Source organism: Pseudomonas sp. NPDC086566 (assembly GCF_050280885.1).
Lineage (GTDB): Bacteria > Pseudomonadota > Gammaproteobacteria > Pseudomonadales > Pseudomonadaceae > Aquipseudomonas > Aquipseudomonas vlassakiae.
The window spans coordinates 380,931-405,784 of the sequence record NZ_JBNNWD010000003.1 but is presented as its reverse complement, the minus strand read 5'-3'; the positions used below and the strand labels follow the sequence as shown (position 1 = coordinate 405,784).

At 62.2% G+C, this 24,854-nt stretch carries 27 protein-coding genes and 1 pseudogene; 13 read left to right on the top strand and 15 right to left on the bottom strand.

What is annotated here, in order from left to right; genetic code table 11:
- Positions 1-59: 59 nt before the first annotated feature.
- Positions 60-2,906 carry a valine--tRNA ligase gene (locus tag ACQKPS_RS09105; protein WP_254483398.1) on the top strand — a complete coding sequence of 949 codons (2,847 nt, stop codon included), beginning with the start codon at positions 60-62 and terminating at the stop codon, positions 2,904-2,906.
- Positions 2,907-3,067: 161 nt separating this feature from the next.
- Complete coding sequence (rlmF, locus tag ACQKPS_RS09100; protein WP_313201363.1) at positions 3,068-4,018, top strand: 23S rRNA (adenine(1618)-N(6))-methyltransferase RlmF; 951 nt, start codon at positions 3,068-3,070, stop codon at positions 4,016-4,018.
- A gap of 51 nt (positions 4,019-4,069) precedes the next feature.
- On the opposite strand, the gene ACQKPS_RS09095 is transcribed toward rlmF, so the two are convergent.
- Positions 4,070-4,351: an HU family DNA-binding protein gene (locus tag ACQKPS_RS09095; protein WP_027920195.1), complete on the bottom strand. Its 282-nt coding sequence runs from the start codon at positions 4,349-4,351 to the stop codon at positions 4,070-4,072.
- Between the two features lie 391 nt (positions 4,352-4,742).
- Between ACQKPS_RS09095 and yejK the strand changes: the two genes are divergently transcribed.
- Complete coding sequence (gene yejK, locus ACQKPS_RS09090; RefSeq protein ID WP_054885967.1) at positions 4,743-5,750, top strand: nucleoid-associated protein YejK; 1,008 nt, start codon at positions 4,743-4,745, stop codon at positions 5,748-5,750.
- Here yejK and ACQKPS_RS09085 read toward each other — a convergent pair whose 3' ends face one another.
- The 4 genes from ACQKPS_RS09085 to ACQKPS_RS09070 form a co-directional block, all read right to left on the bottom strand.
- Positions 5,751-6,044, bottom strand: coding sequence for a GIY-YIG nuclease family protein (locus ACQKPS_RS09085; protein WP_254483394.1), 294 nt, complete (start codon positions 6,042-6,044; stop codon positions 5,751-5,753). It abuts the gene before it with no gap.
- An 18-nt stretch (positions 6,045-6,062) separates the two neighbouring features.
- On the bottom strand, positions 6,063-6,533 hold the full coding sequence (locus ACQKPS_RS09080; protein ID WP_427603704.1) for a nuclear transport factor 2 family protein: 471 nt from the start codon (positions 6,531-6,533) through the stop codon (positions 6,063-6,065).
- 180 nt (positions 6,534-6,713) lie between these two features.
- Positions 6,714-7,994, bottom strand: a complete 1,281-nt coding sequence (locus ACQKPS_RS09075) for a CynX/NimT family MFS transporter (protein ID WP_427603702.1) — start codon at positions 7,992-7,994, stop codon at positions 6,714-6,716.
- A gap of 13 nt (positions 7,995-8,007) precedes the next feature.
- Entirely contained in the window at positions 8,008-8,658 is a 651-nt protein-coding gene (locus ACQKPS_RS09070; RefSeq protein ID WP_254483388.1) for a FadR/GntR family transcriptional regulator, read from the bottom strand.
- 157 nt (positions 8,659-8,815) lie between these two features.
- Here ACQKPS_RS09070 and ACQKPS_RS09065 point away from each other — a divergent pair.
- Positions 8,816-9,787: pseudogene (locus ACQKPS_RS09065) on the top strand (alkaline phosphatase family protein); the annotation flags it as partial.
- Positions 9,788-9,872: 85 nt separating this feature from the next.
- On the opposite strand, the gene hisC reads toward ACQKPS_RS09065, so the two are convergent.
- From hisC to ACQKPS_RS09015, 10 genes are all read right to left on the bottom strand, one after another.
- Positions 9,873-10,922 carry a histidinol-phosphate transaminase gene (gene hisC, locus ACQKPS_RS09060; RefSeq protein ID WP_254483386.1) on the bottom strand — a complete coding sequence of 350 codons (1,050 nt, stop codon included), beginning with the start codon at positions 10,920-10,922 and terminating at the stop codon, positions 9,873-9,875.
- Between the two features lie 2 nt (positions 10,923-10,924).
- Positions 10,925-12,250, bottom strand: coding sequence for a histidinol dehydrogenase (hisD, locus tag ACQKPS_RS09055; protein WP_254483385.1), 1,326 nt, complete (start codon positions 12,248-12,250; stop codon positions 10,925-10,927).
- Positions 12,251-12,384: 134 nt separating this feature from the next.
- Positions 12,385-13,020, bottom strand: coding sequence for an ATP phosphoribosyltransferase (hisG, locus tag ACQKPS_RS09050; protein ID WP_054885960.1), 636 nt, complete (start codon positions 13,018-13,020; stop codon positions 12,385-12,387).
- A gap of 162 nt (positions 13,021-13,182) precedes the next feature.
- The gene (gene murA, locus ACQKPS_RS09045; RefSeq protein WP_054885959.1) at positions 13,183-14,448 is read right to left on the bottom strand and encodes a UDP-N-acetylglucosamine 1-carboxyvinyltransferase; all 1,266 of its coding nucleotides are present in this window, start codon (positions 14,446-14,448) and stop codon (positions 13,183-13,185) included.
- A gap of 23 nt (positions 14,449-14,471) precedes the next feature.
- Positions 14,472-14,711, bottom strand: coding sequence for a BolA family protein (locus ACQKPS_RS09040; protein WP_003255121.1), 240 nt, complete (start codon positions 14,709-14,711; stop codon positions 14,472-14,474).
- A gap of 118 nt (positions 14,712-14,829) precedes the next feature.
- A complete protein-coding gene (locus ACQKPS_RS09035; RefSeq protein ID WP_176508693.1) occupies positions 14,830-15,132 on the bottom strand; it encodes an STAS domain-containing protein in 303 nt (100 codons plus the stop codon).
- Complete coding sequence (locus ACQKPS_RS09030; protein WP_254483384.1) at positions 15,129-15,776, bottom strand: MlaC/ttg2D family ABC transporter substrate-binding protein; 648 nt, start codon at positions 15,774-15,776, stop codon at positions 15,129-15,131. Before ACQKPS_RS09030 ends, ACQKPS_RS09035 begins: the two co-directional genes overlap by 4 nt.
- A 9-nt stretch (positions 15,777-15,785) precedes the next feature.
- Positions 15,786-16,271: an outer membrane lipid asymmetry maintenance protein MlaD gene (gene mlaD, locus ACQKPS_RS09025; protein WP_054885956.1), complete on the bottom strand. Its 486-nt coding sequence runs from the start codon at positions 16,269-16,271 to the stop codon at positions 15,786-15,788.
- On the bottom strand, positions 16,271-17,068 hold the full coding sequence (mlaE, locus tag ACQKPS_RS09020) for a lipid asymmetry maintenance ABC transporter permease subunit MlaE (RefSeq protein ID WP_054885955.1): 798 nt from the start codon (positions 17,066-17,068) through the stop codon (positions 16,271-16,273). Before mlaE ends, mlaD begins: the two co-directional genes overlap by 1 nt.
- Entirely contained in the window at positions 17,068-17,877 is an 810-nt protein-coding gene (locus tag ACQKPS_RS09015) for an ATP-binding cassette domain-containing protein (RefSeq protein ID WP_043213285.1), read from the bottom strand. The genes mlaE and ACQKPS_RS09015 overlap by 1 nt, the downstream gene beginning before the upstream one ends.
- A gap of 247 nt (positions 17,878-18,124) precedes the next feature.
- Between ACQKPS_RS09015 and ACQKPS_RS09010 the strand changes: the two genes are divergently transcribed.
- The 9 genes from ACQKPS_RS09010 (at position 18,125) to rapZ (ending at position 24,850) form a co-directional block, all read left to right on the top strand.
- Positions 18,125-19,099, top strand: coding sequence for a KpsF/GutQ family sugar-phosphate isomerase (locus ACQKPS_RS09010; protein ID WP_254483383.1), 975 nt, complete (start codon positions 18,125-18,127; stop codon positions 19,097-19,099).
- A 14-nt stretch (positions 19,100-19,113) separates the two neighbouring features.
- Positions 19,114-19,638, top strand: a complete 525-nt coding sequence (locus ACQKPS_RS09005; protein WP_254483382.1) for a KdsC family phosphatase — start codon at positions 19,114-19,116, stop codon at positions 19,636-19,638.
- An 8-nt stretch (positions 19,639-19,646) separates the two neighbouring features.
- A complete protein-coding gene (gene lptC / locus ACQKPS_RS09000; protein WP_427603695.1) occupies positions 19,647-20,219 on the top strand; it encodes an LPS export ABC transporter periplasmic protein LptC in 573 nt (190 codons plus the stop codon).
- A complete protein-coding gene (gene lptA / locus ACQKPS_RS08995) occupies positions 20,206-20,730 on the top strand; it encodes a lipopolysaccharide transport periplasmic protein LptA (RefSeq protein ID WP_027595608.1) in 525 nt (174 codons plus the stop codon). The genes lptC and lptA overlap by 14 nt, the downstream gene beginning before the upstream one ends.
- Entirely contained in the window at positions 20,731-21,456 is a 726-nt protein-coding gene (gene lptB / locus ACQKPS_RS08990) for an LPS export ABC transporter ATP-binding protein (RefSeq protein WP_060511298.1), read from the top strand.
- Between the two features lie 176 nt (positions 21,457-21,632).
- Complete coding sequence (locus ACQKPS_RS08985) at positions 21,633-23,126, top strand: RNA polymerase factor sigma-54 (protein ID WP_254483380.1); 1,494 nt, start codon at positions 21,633-21,635, stop codon at positions 23,124-23,126.
- A gap of 78 nt (positions 23,127-23,204) precedes the next feature.
- The gene (gene hpf, locus ACQKPS_RS08980; protein ID WP_003255135.1) at positions 23,205-23,513 is read left to right on the top strand and encodes a ribosome hibernation-promoting factor, HPF/YfiA family; all 309 of its coding nucleotides are present in this window, start codon (positions 23,205-23,207) and stop codon (positions 23,511-23,513) included.
- A 12-nt stretch (positions 23,514-23,525) separates the two neighbouring features.
- Entirely contained in the window at positions 23,526-23,993 is a 468-nt protein-coding gene (gene ptsN / locus ACQKPS_RS08975) for a PTS IIA-like nitrogen regulatory protein PtsN (protein ID WP_254483379.1), read from the top strand.
- 2 nt (positions 23,994-23,995) lie between these two features.
- Positions 23,996-24,850, top strand: coding sequence for an RNase adapter RapZ (rapZ, locus tag ACQKPS_RS08970; RefSeq protein ID WP_254483378.1), 855 nt, complete (start codon positions 23,996-23,998; stop codon positions 24,848-24,850).
- The last annotated feature ends 4 nt before the right edge of the window (positions 24,851-24,854 follow it).

The window sequence follows — 24,854 nt, the reverse complement described above, 5'->3', positions numbered from 1 at the left end:
CCCCCAGCTTGGTTATACTTCCCGGCTTTCCCGAATAAATGCACAGGGTCCCGCCGCGCATGGATAAGACCTACCAGCCGCACGCCATCGAAACTTCCTGGTACAACACCTGGGAGTCCGAGAACTATTTCGCTCCACAAGGTGCAGGCGAGTCCTACACCATCATGATCCCGCCACCGAACGTGACGGGCAGCCTGCACATGGGCCACGGCTTCAACAACGCGATCATGGACGCCCTGATCCGCTTCCGCCGCATGCAAGGCCGCGACACCCTGTGGCAGCCTGGTACCGACCACGCCGGTATCGCCACGCAGATGCTGGTCGAGCGCCAGCTCGAAGCCAAGGGCCAGAACCGCCACGACCTGGGCCGTGAAAAGTTTTTGGAAAAAGTCTGGGAGTGGAAGGATCAGTCCGGTGGCAACATCAGCCGCCAGATCCGCCGCCTGGGCTCGTCGGTCGACTGGAGCCGCGAGCGCTTCACCATGGACGACGGCCTGTCCGAAGCCGTCAAGGAAGCCTTCGTCCGCCTGCATGAGGACGGCCTGATCTACCGCGGCAAGCGCCTGGTCAACTGGGACACCAAGCTGCACACGGCCATCTCCGACCTCGAAGTGGAAAACCACGACGAGAAGGGCCACCTGTGGAACCTGCGCTACCCGCTTGCCGATGGCGCCAAGACCGCCGAGGGCAAGGACTACCTGGTAGTCGCCACCACCCGCCCGGAGACCCTGCTGGGTGACGCCGCCGTTGCCGTCAACCCGACCGACGAGCGCTACCAGGCCCTGATCGGCAAATTCGTCGAACTGCCGCTGGTTGGCCGTCGCATCCCGATTATCGCCGATGACTATTGCGATCCGGAGTTCGGCACCGGCTGCGTGAAGATCACCCCTGCCCACGACTTCAATGACTACGAAGTCGGCAAGCGCCACAACCTGCCGCTGCTGAACATTTTCGACAAGAACGCCCTGGTGCTGTCCGCCGCCCAGGCCTTCAACCTCGACGGCAGCGTCAACGAGCAGGTCGATACCAGCCTGCCGGCCCAGTACGCCGGCCTCGACCGCTTCGTCGCACGCAAGCAGATCGTGGCCGACCTGGACGCCCAGGGCCTGCTGGTGAGCATCGACGATCACGCCCTGAAAGTGCCGAAAGGCGACCGTTCGGGTACCGTCATCGAGCCGTGGCTGACCGACCAGTGGTACGTTTCCACCAAGCCGTTGGCAGAGCCGGCCATCGAAGCCGTGGAAGATGGCCGCATCCAGTTCGTGCCCAAGCAGTACGAGAACATGTACTTCTCCTGGATGCGTGACATCCAGGACTGGTGCATCAGCCGCCAGCTGTGGTGGGGCCACCGCATTCCGGCCTGGTACGACGAGGCCGGCCAGGTCTATGTCGGCCGCAATGAAGAAGAAGTCCGCGCCAAGCACAACCTCGGCAGCGAAGTGAAACTGCGCCAGGACGACGACGTGCTCGACACCTGGTTCAGCTCGGGCCTGTGGACCTTCTCGACCCTGGGCTGGCCGGAGCAGACCGAGTTCCTGAAGAAGTTCCACAGCACTGACGTGCTGGTGACTGGCTTCGATATCATCTTCTTCTGGGTTGCACGCATGATCATGCTGACCATGCACCTGATCAAGAACGAGGACGGCACCCCGCAGGTACCGTTCAAGACCGTGTACGTGCACGGCCTGGTGCGCGATGGCCAGGGCCAGAAGATGTCCAAGTCCAAGGGCAACGTGCTCGACCCGCTGGACATCGTCGACGGCATCACCCTCGATGCCCTGCTGGAGAAGCGCACCAGCGGCATGATGCAGCCCAAGCTGGCCGAAAAGATCGCCAAGCAGACCAAGGCCGAGTTCCCGGAGGGCATCGCCAGCTACGGCACCGACGCCCTGCGCTTCACCTTCTGCTCGCTGGCCTCCACCGGCCGCGACATCAAGTTCGACATGGGCCGCGTCGAAGGCTACCGCAACTTCTGCAACAAGATCTGGAACGCCGCCCGCTACGTGCTGGACAAGGGCGAGGACTGCGGCCAGAACGGCGAAGCTTACGAGCTGTCGCTGGCTGACCGCTGGATCATCTCGCAGTTGCAGCGCACCGAAGCCGAAGTGACCCGCCAGCTCGAGCAGTTCCGCTTCGACCTGGCCAGCCAGGCGCTGTACGAGTTCATCTGGAACCAGTATTGCGACTGGTATCTGGAGCTCTCCAAGCCGGTACTCTGGGACGAAAACGCTCCGGTCGAACGCGCCCGTGGCACCCGTCGCACCCTGGTACGCGTGCTGGAAGTGGCACTGCGCCTGGCGCACCCGTTCATGCCGTTCATCACCGAGGAAATCTGGCAGCGCATCGCGCCACTGGCCGGCATCGAAGGCAAGACCATCATGCTGCAACCATGGCCGGTGGCCAACGAAAGCCGCATCGATGCTGCCGCAGAAGGCGATATCGAATGGCTCAAGGAGCTGATGGTCGGCCTGCGCAACATCCGCGCCGAGATGAACATCGGCCCGGGCAAGCCACTGCCGCTGTTCCTGAAGAACGCCAACGCCGATGACCAGCGTCGCCTGCAGGAAAACGAAGCCCTGCTGAAGAAGCTGGCCAAGGTCGAATCGTTCACCGTGCTCGGCGATGCCGACGAAGCACCGCTGTCGGCCACCGCACTGGTTGGCGACCTGCAGGTGCTGGTGCCCATGGCCGGCCTGATCGACAAGGACGCCGAACTGGCTCGCCTGAGCAAAGAAATCCAGCGTCTGCAAGGTGAAGTCCAACGCGTGGGCGGCAAACTGTCGAACGCCGCCTTCGTCGACAAGGCACCGCCTGCGGTGATCGAGAAGGAGCGCGCCAAGCTGGCCGAGTCCGAGCAGGCTTTGGCCAACTTCACCGAGCAGCACGCGCGGATTGCAGCGCTGTAAATCTGATGGACCGCTGGGGCCGCGTTGCGGCCCTTTCGCGACACAAGGCCGCTCCTACAGGGACGGTGCCGGTTTGACAGGCGCCGCTATCCTGTAGGAGCGGCCTTGTGTCGCGATTGGGCTGCAAAGCAGCCCCACGGCCTGAAACACCGGATCCGACCATGACCGACAAACCCACCCTGCACCCGCGCAACCGCCACCAGGGCCGCTACGACTTCCCCAGCCTGATCAAGGCCCACCCTGATCTGGCCCGCTTCACCATCACCAACCCCCACGGCAAACCCAGTATCGACTTCGCCAACCCCGAAGCCGTGAGGGTGTTCAACCGAGCCCTGCTCAAAGCCCAATACGGCATCCAGCACTGGGACATCCCGGCCGACTACCTGTGCCCGCCAATTCCCGGCCGCGCCGACTACATCCACGTGGCCGCCGACCTGCTGGCCGAGGACAACGCCGGCGAAGTACCCGGAGGCGCCCAGGTTCGCGTGCTGGATATCGGCGTGGGCGCCAACTGCATCTACCCGCTGCTCGGTCATAGCGATTACCGTTGGCGCTTCATTGGCTCGGACATCGACCCGGTTGCGCTGGCCTCGGCCAAGGCCATCGTCCAGGCCAACGGCTTGAGCAAAGGCATCAGCCTGCGCCAGCAAGCCAACCGCAAGCACATCTTCAGCGGCCTGCTGCAAGAGGATGAACGCTTCGACCTGACCCTGTGCAACCCGCCCTTCCATGCCTCGCGCGAAGAAGCCACCCGTGGTAGCCAGCGCAAGTGGAAGAACCTTGGCAAGCAAGACCCCAAGCGCAAACTGCCGGTGCTCAACTTCGGCGGCCAGAACAACGAACTGTGGTGCGAGGGCGGCGAGATCCGCTTCGTCACCCAGCTGGTCGACGAAAGCGCGCAGTACGCACAACAGGTACTGTGGTTTACCAGCCTGGTGTCCAAGGCCAGTAACCTGCCTGGCATCGAGGCAGCGCTGAAAAAGGCCGGCGCCAAGGCCGTGCGCATCGCCGAGATGGGCCAGGGCCAGAAGCAAAGCCGCATGGTCGCCTGGAGCTTCCACGACGACAGCGCACGCCACGCCTGGCACGCCAGGCGCAAATCGCAGGCATGAAAAAACCGCGCCCGGGCAAGCCGGGCGCGGTTTCGTCAATGCGTCAGCAGATCACTTGTTGACGGCGTCGGTCAGGCCTTTGGCCGGAACGAACTTGACGACTTTCTTGGCAGCGATTTCGATGGCGGCGCCAGTCGAAGGGTTGCGACCGGTACGGGCAGGACGCTCGGAGACTTTCAGCTTGCCGATGCCTGGCAGGGTGATTTCGGCGCCGTTTTCCAGTTGGTCGGCAACGATCTGGCCCAGCTGCTCCAGCGCGTTACGAGCGGTGGTTTTTGGCGCGTCGATGGCTTCAGCGATATCGGCAATCAGTTGGTCTTTGGTCAATGCCATGGTGGTGTTCCTTCCCTATCATTCAGTAGTTATGCGGCGTGCTACGACGTTATCGGGCCAGCCCCTGTGTTCTGGAGGGCCGCGCCAATCGCGAATGTAGATACGTAAATCGGCGTTTGGTTCGACACGGCATGAGCACGCTGCCGGCAATGCGCCACATGAGGGGCGCAAGACGGCGCAAAGCTACCACAGGAATGGATAAATATCCGCTACCCGCTTCGATTTAGTGCAGGTTTTTCGGGGGTTTCAGCCGAAAACCTACAAATTTGAACAAAAAACGAACAACCGGCATTTCCGCCAACATCCGGCCACTGCAGCGCCTGTTCTCTGGGGTAAACTGGACGACTTTTGCAGCGCGGCCTGTGGCCGCCCCAGACTCACCGAGAATTCCATGCCAATCCGTCATTGCATCGTTCACCTGATCGACAAGAAGCCCGATGGCAGCCCCGCCGTGCTCCATGCACGGGATACCGAGCTGGGCGCATCGGACGCCATCGAAAACCTCCTGGCCGACCTCAACGAAAGCTACAACGCCAAGCAAGGCAAGGCCTGGGGCTTCTTCCACGGCGAGTCCGGCGCCTACCCGCTGAGCGGCTGGTTGAAGCAGTACCTGGAAGACGAAAAAGACTTCACCGCGTTCAGCCGGACGGCGGTCGAGCACCTGCAGAAACTGATGGAAGAGTCCAACCTCTCCACCGGCGGCCATATCCTGTTCGCCCATTACCAGCAAGGCATGACCGACTACCTGGCCATCGCCCTGCTGCACCACAGCGAGGGCGTGGCGGTGAACGCCGAGCTGGACGTGACGCCGTCGCGCCACCTCGACCTTGGCCAGCTGCACCTGGCAGCGCGCATCAACCTGTCCGAGTGGAAGAACAACCAGAACTCCAAGCAGTACATCTCGTTCATCAAAGGCAAGAACGGCAAGAAGGTGTCGGATTACTTCCGCGACTTCATCGGCTGCCAGGAAGGCGTCGACGGCCCGGGCGAAACGCGCACCCTGCTCAAGGCCTTCAGCGACTTCGTCGAAAGCGAGGACCTGCCGGAGGAAGCCGCCCGCGAGAAGACCCAGACCTTGGTCGAATACGCCACCACCCAGACCAAGCTGGGCGAACCGGTGACCCTGGAAGAGCTGTCGAGCCTGATCGATGAAGACCGCCCTAAGGCGTTCTACGACCACATCCGCAACAAGGACTACGGCCTGTCGCCGGAAATCCCCGCTGACAAGCGCACCCTCAACCAGTTCCGCCGCTTCACCGGGCGTGCCGAAGGCCTGTCGATCAGCTTCGAAGCGCACCTGCTGGGTGACAAGGTGGAGTATGACGAGGCCGCCGGCACCCTGATCATCAAAGGCCTGCCGACCACGCTGGTGGACCAGCTCAAGCGCCGCAAGGACTGATCAGTCGGCCACATAGGAGGCCACCAGCGCCTCCTTGGCCGACTTGCGCAATTTCTTCACCAGGCGCTCCTGGCGCAGCGCCTCGCCTTTGTCCGGCCACTGTTCGACATAGACCAGCGCCTGCGCCGGGCTGGTCTTGAAATAGCGCGCGCCCTGGCCTTTCTGGTGGGCAGCGAAACGCCGTTGCGGGTTATCGCTGATACCGCAGTACAGCGAGCCATTGGCCGCCCGCACCAGGTACACGTACCACGGTTTGCACTGCGGCGTTTCGGCGACTTCTTTGACGATGTTCATGGCCGACAGCTTAACCGCTCATCTGGCTTGCTGGAACGCTCGCAGCCCGTTGAAAGCCTGCTGGCGCACCTTGTTCTGCAGCATCGGCGACCACCCCAGCAACGCCCCTGGCGCACCCAGCGCCTGACGCGACCAGCGCCACAAGCTGAAGCTGTCGTCGTGCTGGCAGATCAGCCCATCGCGCATGACGAAGCGCGCCTGGATGTCGTTGACCACGGTACGGCCGGTCTGACTGAACAGGTAAGTGGCCACCCAGTGCGCGCAGCCGCTGCGCTCATCGGCACGGACCTGGTCGAAGGTCAGCGAGAAATCCTTGGCGCGGGCGGTCAGCATGCGCCACATGTCACCCGCGTCACGGCCGCGCAGGGTGCCGAACACCGGGTCGCTGAAGACGATGTCGTCGCTGTAGCAGGCCACCATGGCCTCGGCGTCCAGGCGCTGGAAGGCCTGGTAGAAGCGCGTGATCAGGTCGCGGTTGGCGTCAGTCATGGAAGCAGGTCCGTGCTGGGAGTGGGAAGCAGCACAATAATCTGCCCCACCTGCATACGCCAGTGCCGGCCTCTTCGCGGGTAAACCCGCTCCCACCGGGATCGTGCAAAACCCGAAGCTTGCAAGGAACCTGTGGGAGCGGGTTCACCCGCGAAGAGGCCCGGGAGACCGCCCTTGATGTCACAGTTTTTCGCTGGTCACCTGCACATGCATAGCCCGCCCGGCACCGAGCCCGAACACGATTGCACCGATGCCCAACACTGCGAAAATCCAGCCCACCGCCGCCCACCCCCCGGTCAGGTCATGCACCAGGCCAACCGCGAACGGGCCCATGGACGCCAAGGTATAACCCACGCCCTGGGCCATGCTCGACAGGTTCGCCGCCACATGGGCATCCTTCGAGCGCAGCACGATCAGCGTCAGGGCCAGGGCGAAAGTACCGCCTTGCCCCAGCCCCAGCAGCACCGCCCACCCCCACAGCCCGTCGAGGGGGGCGTACAGGCAACCGAACAGCCCTGCCAAGGTGATCAGCATGACCATCACGATGGCCAGCCGCTGGTCCTTGCCGCGGGTCGCCAGCCAGGGGGCGCCCAGCGAACTGATCAGCTGCACGATGACTGAGCCGGACAGTACCAGGCCCGCTTCGGTCGGGCTCAGGCCACGGCCAATGAGGATCGACGGCAGCCAGCCAAAGACGATGTACGCCAGCGACGACTGCAGCCCCATGTACAGTGTTACCTGCCACGCCAGTGGCTCACGCCACAGCCCGCGAACCCGGTAGGCGGCCTTGTGCAGCCCGTGGCCCTGGCGAGCTTGCAGTGACCAGACGAGCATGGCCAGCAGCGCCGGTAGCATCCAGAAACCCAGGCCAAAGGCCCAGCTACCGTCGAAATGTTGCGTCAGCGGCACGGTAGCCCCTGCCGCCATGGCCGCGCCCAGGCACAGGGCCATGGTGTAGACCCCGGTCAAGGTGCCCGCGTGCTGCGGGAAGTCGCGCTTGACGATACCGGGCAACAGCACACCGATGATGCCGATGCTGGCCCCGGCCAGAATGCTGCCGACGAACACGCCGACCGCTCCCAGGGCGCTGCGCACCAGGATCCCCAGCGCCAGGGTCAGGAGGATGCCGAGGATCACCCGCTCGCTGCCGAAGCGGCGCGCCAGGACGGGTGCCAGCGGTGCAAACAGCCCGAGGCAGAGCACCGGCAAGGTGGTCAGCAGGCCGGCCTCGGAGGCATTCAGGCCCAGCCCTGCAGAGACCTGCCCGAGCACCGGCGCCATGCTCGACAATGCCGGGCGCAGGTTCAATGCCACCAGCACCAGGCCCAGCAGCAATAGCCACGGGCGCTTGAGCATCGGCGGTTGTTGTTGCACCAGGGCATCGTCGGCCTCGGCGTCGATCAGCAGTTCTTCCAGTTCACGCTCGCGGGCAGGCGCGTCTCGGGTCAATGGTTCAGCCATGGCCTTCTCGTCTTCAAGATTCAATAAGCGTCCGGCTCAGGGCCTTGGCCCGCTCCGGATCGCGTTGTTCGATGGCGTCGAGGATCTGCCCGTGCAGGTCGAAGGTCGCCTGGCTGCGTGGCACGGTCGCCATGTTGTGTTGCAGCGCTGCGGCCACCACACCGGAAAAGTAGCGATACAGCTCGCTCAGTGCCGGGTTGTGCGCAGCGTCGATCAGGCGCTGGTGAAACACCAGGTCGCAGCTGACATAGGCATCGACATCCCCGTGAAAATGCCCGGCGCTGCCCGCCAGTGCCGCGCGCAGGCCTTGCAGGTCCTCGTCGGTACGGCGCAGCGCCGCCAGGCCGATCGCCTCGGATTCGAGGATGTGCCGGGTTTCGCGGGCCTGCTCCAGCGTGCAGCGCGACATGGCCAGCACGGCCTGCAGCGGGTCTTGGCAGGTGCGCAGGTAGCTGCCGTCACCCTGGCGGATTTCCACCAGGCCGCTGAAGGCCAGCACGCGCATGGCTTCACGCACGGTATTGCGGCTGATGCCCAGCTCCAGTGCCAATTCCGGCTCGGTCGGCAGACGCTGCCCGACTTGCCAGTGCCCTTGCAGGATGCGTTCGCGCATGCGTTCGACTGCCAGTTCGACCAGGGAGCGCTTGGTCAATTCGCTGCTCATTTCATTCAACCAATCATCCGATGAATTTGCAGAGCTTAATGGAACGCCTTCCAGACATCAATTCAACTGGCATTTCTACCAGTTGTCAGCCATGGGCGTGATTGCAACGCTTGCCTGACCTACATCAAGGCAGCCATTCATGTCCATTTCCAAGGTAGTGCGCCTGTTTGCACTGATTGCAGCTGGCCTGTTACTGGGTCTGCTGTTCAAAGGCTGCGACTCCAGACAAGCGCCATTGCAACCCAAGACGCTCATCATCGGGATGGACGGTGTACAGCTGCAGCGTTACGAAGAACTGGGCGGTAAAACCAACCTGCGGCGCCTGTTCTACGGCAAAGCCTATACCGGGAGTGTTACCGGCCACGCCAGCGAACAAGCGACTAACAGTGGGCCCGGCTGGATGACCCTGCTCACCGGCGTATGGGCCAACAAGCATAGGGTGACTTCCAATGCCGAATCTTTGCGGGTCGATCCGCTGTTTCCAAGCCTGTTCAAACGGCTTCGTCATGCCCTGCCAAACGCGTACATCGCCAGTATCGTCAACTGGTCCCCGATCAACACGGCTTACCTGCTGGAGGACGCGCGAGGTAACAATGTGCGCGAAAGCGGCCTTAGCGATGAGCAAGTCACCACCCGGACCCTGGACATCCTCGAACACACACCAGCCGACTTCACCTTCATCCAACTCGACGAGCCAGTTGAAGCTGGCAACGCCAGTAGTTTCGGCTCGGCCTACCTGTTCGCGCTGCGTGAAGCAGACGACAGACTGGGGCGGCTTTTGGACAAGGTCGAGGCGCGGGCGTACAAGAATCCGCAGGAGGACTGGCTGGTGATCGTCTGCAGCAGCGACGGCAGTGATTATCAGGATTCAAGGTACGGCGAAGTGACAGAACAGGAGAAGGCGGCGCTCATTGCCAGCAACAAGCCCTGGAACGAGGAATGGATCCGCCCCGGCATTGCAGATGACACCCCGCGTCATGGCTCTGCCGCGCTGACGTCGGTCGCCCCGACTGTGCTCAGGCACATGGGGCTCGACCTGCTGCCAGAATGGGAGCTCGATGGCACTCCACTCCCAGACGTTAGTGGTGCACGCAACGCACGGGCTACTGAAGGCGATGCCAAGGCACGGTGATCACAGAGAAAAATCACCGCGCGTCGAGAAAGTGCTGCCCCACCAGCAGGAGCGGCGCAACCGCTCCTGCTGCTCACAGCAATCAGCCCAGCGCGTCGACCAGCGCCTGGTTCATCTCTGGCGTGCCGATGGTGATGCGCAGGAACTGGGCAATCCGCTCCTGCTTGAAGTGACGCACGATCACCCCTTGTTCACGCAGGCGCGCCGCCAACTGCGCGGCATCCTGCTGTGGGTGGCGGGCGAAGATGAAGTTGGCCGCCGATGGCAGCACCTCGAAGCCCTTTGCAACCAGCTGCTCGACCAACGTTTCACGGCTGTCGATCACTTTGCGGCAGGTTTCCTCGAAGTAGGCCTGATCTTCGAACGCCGCCGCCGCCCCCACGATGGCCATGCGGTCGAGCGGATAGGAGTTGAAGCTGTTCTTGATCCGCTCCAGTGCCTCGATCAGGTCCGGATGGCCGACGGCTAGGCCCACTCGTAGTCCGGCCAGCGATCGGGACTTGGACAAGGTCTGGGTCACCAGCAGGTTGTCGTAGCGGTCCACCAGGCTGATCGCGGTCTCGCCACCAAAGTCGATGTACGCCTCATCCACCACCACCACCGAATCACGGTTGGCTTGCAACAGTTGCTCGATCGCTTGCAGTGGCAGCAGGCAGCCGGTGGGTGCGTTAGGGTTGGGGAAAATGATCCCGGCATTGGGCTTGGCGTAGTCGGCGATGCGGATCTGGAACTGCTCATCCAGTGCCACCTGTTCGAAGGCAATGCCGTACAGGCCGCAATACACCGGATAGAAGCTGTAGCTGACATCCGGGAACAACAGTGGGCCGCGATCATGCTGGAACAGACCGTGGAAGATGTGCGCCAGCACCTCGTCCGAGCCGTTGCCAACGAACACCTGGGCCGGGGTGACGCCGTAATACTCGGCCACAGCCTGCTTGAGCCGGTCGCTGTTCGGGTCCGGATACAGACGCAGGTTATCGTTCAGCTCGTCGCGCATGGCCTCCAGCGCCTTGGGCGACGGGCCATAAGGGTTCTCATTGGTGTTCAGCTTGACCAGGCGGGCCAGCTTTGGCTGTTCGCCCGGCACGTAAGGCACCAGCGCCTTGACGAAGGGGCTCCAGAATCGACTCATGCTCAGTTCCCCTTGTCTTGGGTCAGGATACGGTATTCAGCGCTGCGGGCGTGGGCGGTCAGCGACTCGCCACGGGCCAGGACCGAGGCGGTGTGGCCAAGCTCGGATGCGCCCTGTTCGGAACAGAAGATGATCGACGAACGCTTCTGGAAGTCATATACCCCGAGCGGCGACGAGAAACGTGCGGTGCCTGAAGTCGGCAACACGTGGTTGGGGCCGGCGCAGTAATCGCCCAGCGCTTCGCTGGTGTGGCGGCCCATGAAGATCGCGCCCGCGTGGCGAATCTGTGGCAGCCAGGCCTGCGGGTCGGCAACCGACAGCTCCAGGTGCTCGGGAGCGATGCGGTTGGCCACTTCGATGGCCTGCTGCATGTCGCGCACCTGGATCAGCGCTCCACGGCCGTTGACCGACTTCTCGATGATCTCGGCGCGTTCCATGGTCGGCAGCAGCTTGTCGATGCTGGCGGCCACGCGGTCGAGGAAGGCAGCATCCGGGCTGACCAGGATGGCCTGGGCGTCTTCGTCGTGCTCAGCCTGGGAGAACAGGTCCATGGCGATCCAGTCCGGGTCGGTCTGGCCGTCGCACACCACGAGGATTTCCGACGGGCCGGCGATCATGTCGATACCGACCTGGCCGAACACGTGGCGCTTGGCGGTAGCCACATAAATGTTGCCAGGGCCGACGATCTTGTCTACCTGCGGCACGCTTTCGGTGCCATAGGCCAGGGCGGCCACGGCCTGGGCACCACCGACGGTGAACACCTGGTCGACTCCGGCGATGCAGGCAGCGGCCAGCACCAGTTCATTGACCTCACCACGCGGGGTCGGCACCACCATCACCACTTCGGTGACGCCCGCGACCTTGGCCGGAATCGCGTTCATCAACACCGACGAAGGGTACGACGCCTTGCCGCCGGGCACGTACAGGCCGGCACGGTCCAGCGGGGTGACCTTCTGGCCGAGCACGGTGCCGTCGGCTTCGGTGTACTGCCAGGAGTCCTGCTTCTGCCGTTCGTGGTACAGGCGTACGCGATTGGCGGCTTTCTCCAGGGCTTCACGCTGGCTGTCGGTGATACGGGTCAGGGCCAGTTCCAGGCGCTCGCGGCCAAGGATCAGGTCATCGATGCTTTTGGCGTCAACACCGTCGAAGCGCTGGGTGAACTCCACCAGCGCGGCGTCACCGCGCTCACGCACCGCCTTGATGATGTCGAGCACGCGCTGGTTGACCGCGTCATCGGACACACTTTCCCAGCTCAGCAGATGATCCAGATGTCGGGCGAAATCCGGATCAGCGGCGTTGAGACGGGCAATTGCAGTGGACACGGTCATGGCGAGGGCCTCGATTATTAGCGAATGCTCAGGCGCCCTAGGCTACCAGTCCATCCGCGCGGGCACCCGAGAAAAATGGCTATGACGCGGATAGACGGGCGCGACAGCCGAAGCCGCGCGCAGTAGGTAGAGAATTAGCCGCGGTGTCGCGATTCGACCGCTCCGCGCAGCGTGTCGATCAGGCTCTGGATGCGGGCGTGCTGCATCTTCATGGAAGCTTTGTTGACCACCAGGCGCGAGCTGATCGTGGCGATCAGTTCCTGAGGCTCCAGGCCGTTGGCTCGCAAGGTGTTGCCGGTGTCGACCACGTCGATGATCTTGTCGGCGAGGTTGATCAGCGGCGCCAGCTCCATCGAGCCGTAAAGCTTGATGATGTCGACCTGGCGGCCTTGCTCGGCGTAGTAACGCTTGGCCACGTTGACGAACTTGGTGGCGACGCGCAGACGGCCCTTCGGCTCGGGCGCACCGACCGCACCGGCGGTCATCAGCTTGCACTTGGCGATCTGCAGGTCCAGCGGCTCATACAGGCCCTGGCCGCCGTACTCCATCAGCACGTCCTTGCCAGCCACACCGAGGTCGGCGGCACCGTGCTCGACATAGGTCGGCACGTCGGTGGCACGCACGATCAGCAGGCGCACGTCGTCCTGCGTGGTGGGGATGATCAGCTTGCGGCTCTTGTCCGGGTTCTCGGTCGGCACGATACCGGCCTCGGCCAGCAACGGCAGGGTATCGTCGAGAATACGGCCTTTGGAAAGCGCGATGGTCAACATTGGAACGTCGGTCCTTAAGCGGCTACTGCCGGCCGGGCTGCGACAGCCCGACCGCATTCAATTCGTTGTGGGAGCGGGCTTGCCCCGCGAACACCGGCAAAGCCGGTGCCATGCAACGCGGTGGCTTCTTCGCGGGACAAGCCCGCTCCCACATGCAGACTATCAGCCCGGTACGCGGCGGATCTTGGCGCCGAGCATCTGCAGTTTTTCTTCGATGCACTCGTAACCACGGTCGATGTGGTAGATGCGGTCGATCAGGGTATCGCCTTCGGCGACCAGCGCCGACAGTACCAGGCTGGCGGATGCACGCAGGTCGGTGGCCATGACCGGAGCACCCTTGAGTGCCGGCACGCCGGTGACGATCGCGGTATTGCCTTCCACCTGGATCTGCGCGCCCATGCGGTGCATTTCATACACGTGCATGAAGCGGTTTTCGAAGATCGTCTCGATGACCGCGCCAGTGCCTTCGGCGATGGCGTTCAGCGAGATGAACTGCGCCTGCATGTCGGTCGGGAATGCCGGGTACGGCGCGGTGCGCAGGTTGACGGCCTTCGGCCGCTTGCCGTGCATGTCCAGCTCGATCCAGTCTTCACCGGTGGTGAGGTCGGCGCCCGCTTCCTTCAGCTTCTCCAGCACGGCTTCGAGGATGGTCGGGTCGGTGTCCTTGACCTTGACGCGACCGCCAGTCACGGCAGCGGCGACCAGGTAGGTGCCAGTCTCGATACGGTCCGGCATGACGCGGTAGTGTGCAGATGCCAGGCGCTCGACGCCATCGATGGTGATGGTGTCGGTGCCAGCGCCCTGGACCTTGCCGCCCATGGCATTGATGAAGTTGGCCAGGTCGACCACTTCAGGCTCACGCGCGGCGTTTTGCAGCACGCTGCGGCCTTTGGCCAGGGCAGCAGCCATCATGATGTTCTCGGTACCGGTCACGCTGACGGTGTCGAAGAAGAAATGCGCGCCGCGCAGGCCGCCTTCAGGCGCCTTGGCCTTGATGTAGCCGCCTTCGACTTCGATCTTCGCCCCCATGGCCTCGAGCCCGCGGATGTGCAGGTCGACCGGGCGCGAACCGATGGCGCAGCCACCTGGCAGGGCCACTTCGGCTTCACCGAAACGCGCCACCATGGGGCCGAGCACCAGGATCGAGGCGCGCATGGTCTTGACCAGCTCGTAAGGGGCTACCAGGGTCTTGATGGTACGCGGGTCGATTTCTACCGCGAGCTTTTCGTCGATCACAGGCTCGATGCCCATACGCCCGAACAGCTCGATCATGGTGGTGATGTCGTGCAGGTGCGGCAGGTTGCCCACGGTGACCGGGCCATCGGCAAGCAGGGTCGCCGCCAGGATCGGCAGGGCCGCGTTCTTCGCGCCGGAAATGCGGATCTCGCCGTCGAGACGAGCGCCGCCAGTAATAATCAGTTTGTCCATTGGTGTCTCGCCGCCACGTTGGCTCAGGTGCGCTCAGCCCAGGCTGCGCTGCTGAAAAATTTCATGGTTACCGCATGGATGCTGCCATTGGCGATCCACGGATTCAGGTGAGCATAGATCGCCTGCTGACGTTTGACCGGGCTCAGGCCAGCCAACTCGTCGCTGATCACGTTCAACTGGAAGTTGCAGCCTTCGCCTTCAACTTCGACCCGGGATCCCGGCAATTTCTCTTCAAGGAAGCTCTTAACTTCTACGGCCTGCATGCTCAACCTCAATCGGCGCCCGATGCGCACGGGTCGGCCATCATACAAAAAAGCCCCTCGCCTGCGAAGCCCAACGAAAGGGCACGCGACCGAGGGGCCTCTCATCACTGCCAAGCCATCAGCTTGCCAGCACCTCATCGAGGTCATAGACCCCGGCGATTTCCCGCATGTCGTCAGGCATGCCGCGCACCTCGACGGCCTTGCCGGCTGCCTGGGCGTCACGAATGAACGCCAGCAGCAGCGACAGGCCGACACTGGTGGAGCGCGCCACGGCCGAGCAGTCCAGCAGCAGACGCGATTCACGGCAGGCGCCGATCAGGGCCTTACCCTGCTTGCGCAGGGCCGGCCCGCTGCGGTAATCCAGTTCGCCGGCCAGGCATAGCACGCCCGGCTCGGCCATGGTTACAGCGGCCTCGCTCATTTGACGGTCTTCTCTGGCGAATTATCGGCAGCTTCCTTGGCCTTGGCCACTTCGCCAGCCCAGCCGTCGATGGTCTTGTCCAGGTCGTTGCCATTACGCTGCATGGCATCGGCGAACTGGTCGCGGAACAACTTGCCGATGTTGATGCCGTTGACGATGACGTTGCGCACCTTCCATTCGCCGCCAAGGTTCTCGAGGGTGTACTGCACCGGATAGACCGCACCGTTGTTGCCGGTCACCTTCATGCCCACGCTGGCGCGCTTGCCGTCATCAGCCTTGGCCGGGTCGACGCTGATGCCCTGGTTGTTGTATTCCAGCAGCGCATTGCCATAGAACTGGAACAGGCTGCGCTTGAAGTTGTCCTGGAAGCGCTGAATCTGCGCAGGGGTGGCCTTGCGTGAGTACTTGACGGTCATGATGCTTTTCGAGATGCCTTCCGCATCCACGACCGGACCGAGAATACGATTGAGCGCATCGTAGAAGGCATTCGGGTTGGACTTGTACTGCTCCTTGTTGGCCTTGAGGTCGCTGAGCAGCGCATCGGTGGTGCTCTGAACCACCTCATGCGGCGACTGCGCAGCCAGGGCAAACAGGGGGAAGGCCGCCAGCAGCACCAGCAGGCCACGTCGCAGGATCGAAATCATGGAAACTCCTTAATTAGCCGGTTGCGCTTCTTTAGGTTCCTTGCCAACGGAGTTGAGCAGGAACTTGCCAATCAGATCTTCCAGCACCAGCGCCGACTGGGTGTCATGGATGGTCGAGCCATCCTTGAGCACGTCTTCTTCACCGCCCACGCTGATACCGATGTACTTCTCGCCAAGCAAGCCGGCGGTCAGGATCGAAGCAGTGGAGTCGGTCGGCAAGTTGTTGACCGCCTTGTCCAGCTGCAGCGTCACCCGACCGGTGTAGGAATCACGGTCCAGATCGATGGCGGTGACCTTGCCGATGGTTACACCGGCCATGGTCACTTTAGCTCTGACCGTCAAACCCGCGATATTGTCGAAGTACGCATAAACTTTATAGGTATCGCTGCTCGGGCTGGCCGACAGCCCGCTGACACGCAGGGCCAGCAGCAGCAGCGCCAGGATCCCGGCCAGGAGGAACAGGCCGACACCGATTTCCAGGGTGCGGTTTTGCATCAGAAATCTCCAAACATCAAGGCGGTCAAAATAAAGTCCAGACCCAGTACGGCCAATGAGGCATAGACCACGGTCTTGGTGGTGGCGCGGCTGATCCCCTCTGAGGTGGGTTCGCAGTCGTACCCCTGGAATACGGCAATCCAGGTCGTGACGAAGGCGAACACCAGGCTCTTGATCAGCCCGTTGAGCACGTCGTCGGTAAAGGAAACACTGTTCTGCATGTTGCCCCAGAACGAGCCTTCGTAGACGCCCAGCCAGTCGACCGCGACCCACGAACCGCCCCAGATGCCGACCACGCTGAAGATCAGCGCCAGCAGCGGCAGCGAGATGAAACCGGCCCACAGGCGTGGCGCAACGATGTACTTGAGCGGGTCGACGCCGATCATTTCCAGGCTCGACAGCTGTTCGGTGGACTTCATGTTGCCGATTTCGGCGGTCAGCGCGGAACCGGCACGGCCCGCGAACAGCAGCGCGGTGACTACCGGGCCGAGCTCACGCAGCAGGGTCAGGGCGACCATTTGCCCGACCGCCTGTTCGGAACCGTACTTGGTCAGGATGCTGTAGCCCTGCAGGGCAAGTACCATGCCGATGAACACGCCGGAAACGACAATGATCGCCAGCGACAGCACACCCACCGAGTAGAGCTGCTTGGTCAGTAACTGGAAACCGCCACCAATGCCGCCACGGCCGATCAGTGCATGGAACAGGAACAGGCATGAGCGCCCGAGCACGGCCAGCACGTCGATCGCCGAGCGCCCGAGCAGGCGGATACGTTCGAGTAAGGATTTTCTGCGCATCACCGCGCTCCCAGCAGATCGGCGCGGTAGTCAGGCGCGGGAAAGTGGAATGGCACCGGGCCGTCCGGGTCGCCTTTCATGAACTGGCGAATGCGCGGATTGTCCGAGCCCATCAGCTCGTCGGGCGTCCCCTGGCCCAGCACCTGGCCATCACCGACCACATAGATGTAATCGGCGATACTGGCGGTTTCGGCGAGGTCATGGGAAACCACGATGCTGGTGATGCCCAGCGCATCATTGAGCAGACGGATCAAGCGCACGAGCACACCCATGGCGATCGGGTCCTGGCCGACGAATGGTTCGTCGTACATGAGGATCTGTGGGTCCAGGGCAATCGCCCGGGCCAGCGCCACCCGGCGCTTCATCCCGCCGGACAGTTCGTCCGGCATCAGGTCGATGGCACCGCGCAGGCCAACCGCCTGCAGCTTCATCAACACGATGTCACGGATCATTTCGTCTGAAAGCTGGGTATGCACGCGCAAAGGAAACGCGACGTTCTCGAACACATCGAGATCGGTGAACAACGCACCGCTCTGGAACAGTACGCCCATCTGCTTGCGGGCGTCGAACAGGTCGCTGCGCGAGAGGCTCGGCAGGTTCTGCCCGGCCACCCAGACTTCTCCGCTCGAGGGCCGTAGCTGCGCGCCCATCAGGCGCAGCAGCGTGGTCTTGCCGCAACCCGACGGCCCCATGATCCCGGTGACCTTGCCACGCGGGATACGGATGTCGACATTGCTGAAAATGCTGCGCGAACCGCGCTTGAAGGTGACTCCCTTCAACTCGACCGCGTAGGCGCTATCCACACTCATCTAGACTCCTTGCTAATGCAGCCTCGCACTAATGGACGCTGGCCCTCATCGTGAAGGCACACGCGCCCTTGGCAGGCCGAATAGCGGCGAACTATAGCACTGCTGACCTCCCGCCCCCAAGGGCATGGAACAGGTCGTTCAGGCCATCGACAGGCATAGACGAGATCTGAGGGGGCAATCGAAAGGATGAGGCTTTTTTATATTGCAGCTATAATCGCCGCCTTTTAATCAGGCATTGCTTTTCGACATGAGCCAAACCAGCGAGCTGATCCACTCCGCCCAGCGCACCCTGCGCCTGGAACTCGAGGCCGTTCAAGGCTTGGTGGCCCGCATCGACGCCAATTTCGTCAAGGCCTGCGAGCTGATCCTGGCGAGCAAGGGCCGGGTCGTGGTGGTCGGCATGGGCAAATCGGGGCATATCGGCAACAAGATCGCCGCCACCCTGGCCAGCACCGGCACGCCAGCGTTCTTCGTGCACCCGGCCGAAGCCAGCCATGGCGACATGGGCATGATCACCCGCGACGACGTCATCCTGGCCCTGTCCAACTCGGGCAGCACTGCCGAGATCGTGACCCTGCTGCCGCTGATCAAGCGCCTTGGAATCCAGTTGATCAGCATGACCGGCAACCCGAACTCGCCGCTGGCCCTGGCCGCCGAGGTCAATCTCGACGCCAGCGTCACTCAGGAAGCCTGCCCGCTGAACCTCGCCCCGACCTCCTCCACCACTGCCGCACTGGTGCTGGGTGATGCACTGGCCATCGCCCTGCTCGAAGCGCGTGGCTTCACCGCCGAGGACTTCGCCTTTTCGCACCCTGGCGGCGCCCTGGGCCGCCGCCTGCTGCTCAAGGTCGAGAACGTCATGCACGCAGGTGACGAATTGCCCCAGGTACGGCTCGGCACACTGCTCAAGGACGCGCTCCTTGAAATGTCCCGCAAAGGTTTGGGCATGACCGTGATCGTGGGCAACGATGGCAAGCTGGCCGGGATCTTCACCGATGGCGACCTGCGCCGCAGCCTGGACCGCAACATCGATGTGCACACCACGCTGATCGAGCAGGTCATGACCGTGCATGGCAAGACTGCTCGCGCCGAAATGCTCGCCGCAGAGGCCCTGAAGATCATGGAGGACCACAAGATCAGCGCCCTGGTGGTCGTGGACAAGGACGAGCGCCCGACTGGCGCCCTGAACATGCACGACCTGCTGCGCGCCGGCGTGATGTAAAGGAGAACGAACCGATGACTGTAGACCTCATGCAACGCGGCAAGGCGATCAAACTGGCCGTTTTCGACGTCGACGGCGTACTGACCGATGGCCGTCTGTACTTTCTCGAAGATGGCAGCGAATTCAAGACCTTCAATACCCTGGATGGCCAAGGTATCAAGATGCTGATGGCCTCGGGCGTAACCACGGCGATCATCAGCGGACGCAAGACCCCGGTGGTCGAGCGCCGGGCGAAAAACCTCGGCATCCCTCATCTTTACCAGGGCCGTGAAGACAAATTGGTCGTGCTCGACGGCCTGCTCGCCGAACTGGGCCTAAGCTATGAACAGGTCGCCTATCTGGGCGACGACCTGCCCGACCTGCCGGTAATCCGCCGGGTAGGCCTGGGTATTGCCGTAGCCAACGCCGCACCGTTCGTTCGCCAGCACGCCCACGGCGTAACCCAGGCACGCGGCGGCGAAGGTGCTGCACGCGAGTTCTGTGAACTGATCATGCAGGCCCAGGGCACCCTGGACGCTGCCAACGCCAACTACCTTTAAGGCTGCCCATGTTCAGCAAGAAAGCCCGCAATTTTGCGCTGCTCGCGGTGATTGCCGCCCTGCTGGCGGCAATCGGCTACTGGAATGTCAGCCCTGAGAGCTTCCTCGACAAGCCAGTGGCCCAGGTTGACGAAAGTGCCATCGACTACTACGCGATCAACGCGCATAGCGTGCAGTTCATGCCCGATGGCAAGCTGCAATATGAAATGACCGCCGACAAGGTCGAGCACCTCAGGGTCAGTGAAGTCACCCTGCTGACCACGCCCGACCTGCACATGTACCGGGGTACCGAATACCCTTGGCATGTGCAAAGCGAACGCGCAGAGGTCAACCCGGACGGCACCGAGGTCGAGCTGATCGAGAAAGTCCGCGTGCAACGCATCGACGAAAAGCAGCGTGAACTGATCGTTACCAGCTCGCGCATGACCGTATACCCGCAGAAGCAATATGCGCAGACCGAGCAAGCCGTTAGAATCGACGGCGCCGGTGGCACGACTACGGGTAAAGGAATGAAAGCGTATTTGAAAGAAGGCAAGATGGACTTGCTCTCTAACGTAAGAGGACAGTATGAGGCTCGTTAAAACCCTCCCCCTTTTGCTCAGCCTGAGCGCAGCACTGGGAAGCGCGAGCGCCTTCGCCCTGCCGACCGACCGTGACCAGCCTATCCGCATCCAGGCCGACAACGCGCACCTGGACGACAAGCAGGGCGTGGCCACCTATACCGGCGATGTGATCATCACCCAGGGTTCCATGATGATCAAAGGCAACACCGTGACCATGACCCGTGCCGCCAATGGCGACATCGATGTGGTGACCTCGGTGGGCAACCTGGCCTACTTCGAGCAACAGCAGAGCACAGCCAAGCCCGACAAGATGAAAGGCTGGGCGGTGACCATCCAGTACCAGGCGCAGAAAGACACGGTGATCCTCACCGACCGCGCCAAGGTCGAGAACGAAGGCAACACCACCGAAGGCGAGAAGATCGTCTACAACACCAAGACCCAGGTAGCGACCGCTGGTCGTGGTGGCAACGTGACTCAACCACGTCAGCGCATCGACATGGTGATCCAGCCGAAGAAGAAGGCCGAGTAAATGGCAACCCTCAAAGCCCAGCACCTGGCCAAGAGTTACAAGGGGCGGCAAGTCGTGCGTGATGTCAGCCTGTCGATCGACAGCGGCCAGATCGTCGGCCTGCTCGGCCCCAACGGCGCCGGCAAGACCACTTGCTTCTACATGATCGTTGGGCTGGTCCAGGCCGACCAGGGGCGCGTACTGATCGACAACCTCGATGTCAGTCACCAGCCCATGCATGGCCGCGCCCGCGCCGGTATCGGCTACCTGCCGCAGGAAGCCTCGATCTTCCGCAAGTTGTCGGTAGCCGACAACATCATGGCCATTCTCGAAACCCGCAAGGACATCGATCGCGAAGGCCGGCGCAAAGAGCTGGAAAGCCTGCTGCAGGAGTTCCACATCAGCCATATCCGCGACAACCTCGGCATGAGCCTTTCCGGCGGTGAACGCCGCCGCGTCGAAATTGCCCGCGCCCTGGCTACCGCGCCGAAGTTCATCCTGCTGGACGAACCGTTTGCCGGCGTCGACCCGATTTCCGTGGGCGACATCAAGCAGATCATCCACCACCTCAAGGCCAAGGGTATCGGTGTATTGATCACCGACCACAACGTCCGTGAAACCCTGGACATCTGCGAGACCGCCTATATCGTCAACGACGGCAGACTGATCGCTGAAGGGGACGCCGAGACCATTCTGGCCAACGACCTGGTCAAGGAAGTCTACCTGGGCCACGAGTTCCGGCTCTGACCCCAGGGACCAGCCTGGAGCACTGGCATTAATGCCCTGCAGGGGCTTAAGTTGTTACAGCGCTCTAGGCAAACGCTACAATTTGAGGCATAAATCTTGCTTGAATTTGGCGCTTCGGCGCCCTCGTGTAGTGGATGGCGCATGCGCGCCGGCGAACAAGGTATTAAGCCCCTGCCATGAAACCATCGCTCGTCCTAAAAATGGGCCAGCAACTGACGATGACCCCGCAGTTGCAACAGGCCATCCGCCTCCTTCAGCTGTCCACCCTGGACCTCCAGCAGGAAATCCAGGAAGCGCTGGAGTCCAACCCGATGCTCGAACGTCAGGAAGACGGCGACGACTTCGACAACAGCGATCCGATGGCGGATAACGTCGAGAACAAGCCGGTCGCCGAAGCCCAGGACAACAGCTTCCAGGAAAGCACCGTCAGTGCCGAAACCCTGGAAGACGGTGAGTGGAACGAGCGAATCCCCAACGAGCTACCGGTCGATACCGCCTGGGAAGACATCTACCAGACCAGCGCCAGCAGCCTGCCCAGCAACGATGATGACGAGTGGGACTTCACCACCCGCACATCGGCCGGCGAAAGCCTGCAGAGCCACCTGCTGTGGCAGCTGAACCTGGCACCGATGTCAGATACCGACCGCCTGATCGCCGTCACCCTGATCGACAGCATCAACGGCCAGGGATACCTGGAAGATACCCTCGAAGAAATCTGCGCAGGCTTCGACCCGGAGCTGGATATCGAGCTCGACGAGGTCGAGGCGGTGCTGCACCGCATCCAGCAGTTCGAGCCAGCAGGCGTCGGCGCCCGCAGCCTGGGCGAGTGCCTGCTGCTGCAATTGCGCCAGCTGCCCGCCAGTACGCCCTGGATGAGCGACGCCCAACGCCTGGTCACTGACTTCATCGACCTGCTTGGCGGCCGCGACTACAGCCAGCTGATGCGCCGTATGAAGCTCAAGGAAGACGAGCTGCGCCAAGTGATCGAGCTGGTGCAGAGCCTCAACCCGCGGCCCGGTTCACAGATCGAGTCGAGCGAACCGGAATACGTGGTTCCCGACGTGATCGTGCGCAAAGACAGTGACCGCTGGCTGGTCGAGCTGAACCAGGAAGCGATCCCGCGCCTGAGGGTCAACCCGCAGTACGCCGGCTTCGTCCGCCGCGCCGATACCAGCGCCGACAACACCTTCATGCGCAACCAGCTGCAAGAGGCGCGCTGGTTCATCAAGAGCCTGCAAAGCCGCAACGAAACGCTGATGAAGGTCGCCACGCAGATCGTCGAACACCAGCGCGGCTTCCTCGACCACGGTGATGAAGCGATGAAACCGCTGGTCCTGCATGACATTGCCGAAGCGGTGGGCATGCATGAGTCGACCATTTCGCGGGTGACGACACAAAAATACATGCACACCCCGCGTGGCATCTACGAACTGAAATACTTTTTCTCCAGCCACGTCAGCACCGCCGAAGGCGGAGAATGCTCGTCCACGGCGATCCGCGCGATCATCAAGAAACTGGTTGCTGCGGAAAATCAGAAAAAGCCATTGAGTGACAGCAAGATCGCTGGTTTACTGGAGGCACAAGGCATCCAGGTAGCCCGTCGCACCGTCGCCAAGTACCGCGAGTCCCTCGGCATCGCACCGTCGAGCGAGCGCAAGCGACTGATGTAGCCCCCGGATGTGCCACAGCGTTTGTGGGGCAGGTGCAATACCTGCCTCTTTATGCACGGGCAACAAAGGAGAAGCTGTATGCAAGTCAATATCAGTGGACAGCATGTAGAAGTCACCCAGCCACTGCGTGATTACGTGCTTGAAAAGCTCGCTCGGGTGGAAAGTCACTTCGACAAGATCACCAACGTGCAGGTCATCATGAAGGTCGAGAAACTGCAGCAGAAGGTCGAGGCGACCCTGCAGATTCCCGGCGGTGAAGTGGTTGCCAACGCGGAACACGAAGACATGTATGCAGCCATCGACGCCTTGGCCGACAAGCTCGACCGCCAACTGAAAAAACACAAGGAAAAACAGCAAAGCCTGCTGCAAGGTGCAGCCGCCCGCTGATCCCTCTCATCCATGATCCGACTTGAAACCATCCTGACCCCCGGCCGTTCCCTGGTGAACGTGCCGGGCGTCAGCAGTAAAAAACGTGCGCTGGAAACGATCGCCGCTGCGGTCCACCGCGAAGTCCCCGAGCTTGATGAGCAAGATCTCTTCGAGAAGCTGATCGCCCGCGAAAAACTGGGCTCAACTGGATTTGGCAATGGCATTGCAATTCCACATTGCCGTCTCAAGGGTTGCGAGAGCCCGGTAAGTGCCCTGCTCCACCTCGCCGCCCCCATTGATTTCGACGCCATCGACGGCGCACCTGTGGACTTGCTGTTTGTCCTGCTGGTGCCAGAAGCCGCCACCGATGCGCACCTTGAACTGCTCCGCCAGATCGCCAGCATGCTCGATCGCAAGGATGTTCGTGATCGCCTGCGTGCCGCCGGTAGCAGCGAGGCCCTGTACCAGGTTGTCCTGGACGCACAGAACGAGCACTGAACATGCGCCTGATCATCGTCAGCGGCCGGTCTGGCTCCGGCAAAAGCACCGCCCTCGATGTCCTGGAAGACAATGGCTTTTACGTCATCGACAACCTACCGGCCGGGCTTCTGCCACAGCTTGCCGAGAATGCGTTGATCAATACCGAACTGCTGCAACCCAAAGTGGCGGTTTCGATCGATGCACGCAACCTGCCCAGCCACCTGTCGCGCTTCCCCGAGCTATTGGAGGAGGCCCGCGGGCGGCACATTCAGTGTGATGTGCTGTTTCTCGATGCCGACGAAGACACCCTGCTCAAGCGCTTCTCGGAAACCCGCCGTCGCCATCCGCTGACCAACGCCGACCGCTCGCTGGCCGAAGCCATCCGCGTTGAAAGCGAGCTGCTGGGGCCGATTGCCGACCTCGCCGACCTGAAAATCGATACCACCAACCTCAACCTCTACCAACTGCGCGATTCGATCAAGCTGCGCCTGCTCAACCAGCCTGAGCCTGGCACCGCCTTCCTGGTCGAGTCGTTCGGCTTCAAGCGCGGCATGCCGGTCGATGCCGACCTGGTGTTCGACGTACGCTGCCTGCCCAACCCCTACTGGAAACCGGAGCTGCGTGAACATTCCGGCCTGGAGCAGCCAGTCATCGACTACCTTGCTGCACAGCCAGACGTCGAAGAAATGTTCAGCGACATCTCCAGCTACCTGCTCAAATGGTTGCCACGCTTTGCCGCCAGCAACCGCGCTTATGTCACCATCGCCATCGGCTGCACTGGAGGCCATCATCGTTCGGTCTACATCACCGAGCGCCTCGGCCAGCTGTTGCAGCAATCCCTGAAAAACGTCCAGGTCCGCCACCGCGACCTCTAGCCCA